The organism is Mesorhizobium tamadayense, assembly GCF_003863365.1.
Taxonomy (GTDB): Bacteria; Pseudomonadota; Alphaproteobacteria; order Rhizobiales; family Rhizobiaceae; genus Mesorhizobium; species Mesorhizobium tamadayense.
Map to the genome: position 1 here is coordinate 1 of NZ_RQXT01000116.1, position 3,517 is coordinate 3,517.

Genomic DNA, 3,517 nt, shown 5'->3' on the forward strand with positions numbered 1-3,517 from the left:
TGCGCGGCGACAATCAAGGTGAGATTCAGCGACAATCAGGATGAGACTCTGCGGCGGGGATGTGACGTAGGGAGGGCGTAGCCCGACCGGAGTTACATCCCCGCCGCGGCGCAATTTTCGGCGTCTTATGATCGCGGTCGGGCCGGTAGCCTGGGTGGTTTTCTGGAATGGAGAATCACCTTTGTGCCGGGTCGCCACGTAACCGATCATCAGACGAGGCTTTTTATGAAGTACCGACAAACGCATTCAGTTGAGGTCGCCGCCGCAAAGGCGTCGATCAGCCGGGCAACGGCTTATCGCCTGGAGAAGGAAGCCCGCCTTCCATCGCAAAACAAGCCGCCGCGCGGCCGGCGCCGCCCCGATCCGCTTGAGCATATCTTTGACGCGGAGGTCGTTCCTCTCCTGAAGGCCGCTCCTGGCATCCGTGCCGTCGCCGTTTACGACGAGATGCTGCGGCGCCATCCGGAGCTGCCGGAAGGCATTCGCCGCACGCTTGAGCGACGGATCCGATCATGGCGGGCTGTTCACGGTGAGGCACAGGAGGTGATCTTCCGCCAGACGCACGAGCCCGGCCGGCTGGGACTGTCGGACTTTACCGACATGGGTAGCCTCGGCGTAACGATCGCCGGCCAGCCGCTCGACCATTTGCTCTATCACTTCCGGCTCGCCTGGTCAGGCTTTGAGCACGGCCATATCATCCTTGGCGGCGAAAGCTTCGTCGCGCTGGCCGAAGGACTTCAAAATGCCTTGTGGTCTGTTGGCGGCGCACCACTCTATCACCGCAGCGACAGCCTGTCGGCGGCCTTCCGGAACCTCGATGCCGACGCCAAGGCAGATCTGACGCATCGCTACGAGGAGCTGTGCGCCCATTACCGCATGACGCCGACCCGCAACAACAAGGGCGTCGCGCACGAGAACGGCTCGATCGAAAGCTCCCACGGCCACCTCAAGAACGCCGTTCGCGACGCCCTGCTGATGCGTGGAACAAGGGACTTCGACGATCTCGGCTCCTACCGCACCTTCATCGACGAGATCGTCAGCCGCCGCAATGCGGCACACGGCAAGCGCATTGATGCCGAACGCCCGCATTTGCACGAGCTTCCCGATCGTCGCACCACCGACTTCGAAGAAGTAGTCGTCACGGTATCGCGCACCGGCGGCTTCGCCCTGCGCAAGGTCTTCTACACCGTGCCTTCCCGCCTGATCGGACATCGGCTTCGTGTTCGCCTCTTCGACGATCGCCTCGAGGTCTTCATCGGCGGCACGCATCTGATGACCTTGCCCCGCGGGCGTGGCCATGCCGACGGCCGGCATGACCAGGTCGTCAATTACCACCACGTCATCCATTCCCTGCGCAAGAAGCCGATGGCGCTTCGTGGGCTCGTCTATCGCGACAAGCTCTTCCCGCGTCAGGAATACCGCAGGGCTTTTGAGGCTCTCATCGAGCATCTTCCCGACAGGCAGGCCTGCAAGATCACCGTCGAGTTGCTGGCACTGGCCCATGATCGCGGTTGCGAGCGTGAACTGGCCGAGGAGCTTGCCAGAACGCTCGACGCCGGCGACCTGCCCGATATTGCCGCCCTGCGAGCCCTCTTCGCTCCGGACCCGGCCCGATTGCCGACCGTTCATGTGCAACTGACATCGCTCAATGGCTATGAAGCCCTGATCGGCACGACGTATGCGGGAGAAGCCGCATGAAGGGCGCCCACACTATCGATGAAGCACGGCTCGGCATCATGCTCAACGAACTGAGGCTGCCGACGATCAAAACGCTCTGGCCGCAATTTGCCGAACAGGCGGATCGGGAGGGATGGCCGGCCGCCCGCTTCCTGTCAGCCATCGCCGAGCATGAACTGGCCGAACGTGCTCATCGCAGGATCGAAAGGCATCTCGCCGAGGCGCACCTGCCGCCCGGAAAGACGCTCGACAGCTTCGCCTTCGATGCCGTGCCCATGGTCTCCAAGGCTCAGGTCATGGCGATCACCGCCGGCGATAGCTGGCTCGCAAAGGGCGCCAACGTCCTCATGTTCGGCCCGCCCGGCGGCGGCAAGAGCCATCTCGCCGCAGCCATCGGCCTTGCGCTGATCGAGAACGGCTGGCGCGTGATGTTCACCCGCACCACCGATCTCGTCCAGAAGCTTCAGGTCGCGCGGCGTGAACTCCAACTCGAATCCGCCATCGACAAGCTCGACAAGTTCGATCTGCTCATCCTCGACGATCTGGCCTACGTCACCAAGGACCAGGCCGAAACGAGCGTGCTCTTCGAGCTCATCTCCGCCCGTTACGAGCGGCGTTCCATCATGATCACCGCCAATCAGCCCTTTGGGGAGTGGAACAGGGTCTTCCCCGACCCTGCCATGACGCTCGCCGCGGTCGACCGCCTCGTCCACCACGCGACGATCTTCGAGATGAACGTCGAAAGTTATCGGCGCAGATCCGCCATGGAAGCTAAACGGCATCGCGGCAGACCAGCCTCATACGCGACAATCAAAAACGCGCACGAACTTGTCGCGGAGCGGCAATCAGAAATCGGCGAAGCGCTTGCCAGCGACAATCAGCATGATAACTTCCAATCCACCGCGACATAAGAGTCTCATCTAGATTGTCGCCGCCGTCTCATCCTGATCGCCGCGCCATACCCTTCGCTCCAGCCCCATTACAGGACCTTCGTCACTACTACGGGTCGATCCGCCCCAGCTTCCTGCATCGGTACTCTCGCCTCACGGTGGTGTGCCGCTTGTGCTTCTCCCTTGGCATCAGAAAGCTGGTTCCTGCAGTTCCGCACAAAAGCCTGCATCCGGCTCATGCCCCCTATACGCCGTCCACTGTCCGCCCAGTCATCAGGCTCCCGACGGACTTGTCCCGAGAGATCCACACGCCCTCGGTTTTAGTGGTGTTAAAGAGTTCTAACGACGCGTCATCGAAGGGTTTGCTTGCGCTCATCTTCCGGATGCCAACCTGCCCCGGATCATGTCCGCGGCTTTTGACCCAACGCTAACCACCATGGCTCTTCTACCACAGCAGCTTGGGCTGGTTTGAGACCCGCTCCTGAAAGCCGATCCCGAGGGGCCTACCCTCATCTCTCACGCAGCTTCTCAGCATGTTGTCAGTTCACCATCGAACCTCCTTCTGCTTGCTGCAGCACACTATGGACGGAAACTAGACTAGTTTCCGTCCATAAACAGCAAGCGATTGATTCTATTGAGTGAACCGTAGCTTTGCGCGAGCAAGGCCCGGCGGTTTCAGGTATCTTGGATCATGCCACTGATTCCAAAGTCCTGCCACCGCCGGAGCCGACAATGCGCCAAGAACGCACCGTCCAAGCGAGTATATTCGATGTTTTCTCCACGCACGAGATCGGACGCGAACTGGAGGCAATGTCGCGCTGGCTGGACGAGCATCGCGATCTGCTTGGCTTGGTGGCGCGCGATTTGGTCCGGGTCGGTGTCAAGGCTACTGGACGGCAAGGCCTGCCTGCTGAAGCGGTGCTGCGTTGCGCGCTTCTCAAGCAATACCG

The 3,517-nt window shown here is 61.2% G+C and carries 2 protein-coding genes and 1 pseudogene; all 3 read left to right on the forward strand.

The window, feature by feature from the left end:
• Positions 1–183: 183 nt before the first annotated feature.
• Positions 184–1,698, forward strand: a complete 1,515-nt coding sequence (gene istA, locus EH240_RS36450) for an IS21 family transposase (RefSeq protein WP_125007174.1) — start codon at positions 184–186, stop codon at positions 1,696–1,698.
• A complete protein-coding gene (istB, locus tag EH240_RS36455) occupies positions 1,695–2,588 on the forward strand; it encodes an IS21-like element helper ATPase IstB (protein WP_125007175.1) in 894 nt (297 codons plus the stop codon). Before istA ends, istB begins: the two co-directional genes overlap by 4 nt.
• Positions 2,589–3,299: 711 nt before the next feature.
• Positions 3,300–3,517 (forward strand): annotated as a pseudogene (locus EH240_RS36460) (ISNCY family transposase); the annotation flags it as partial.

Coding starts and splice junctions, on each gene's coding strand:
- istB (WP_125007175.1), top strand. CDS start 1,695: ATGAAGGGCGCCCACACTATCGATGAAGCACGGCTCGGCATCATGCTC.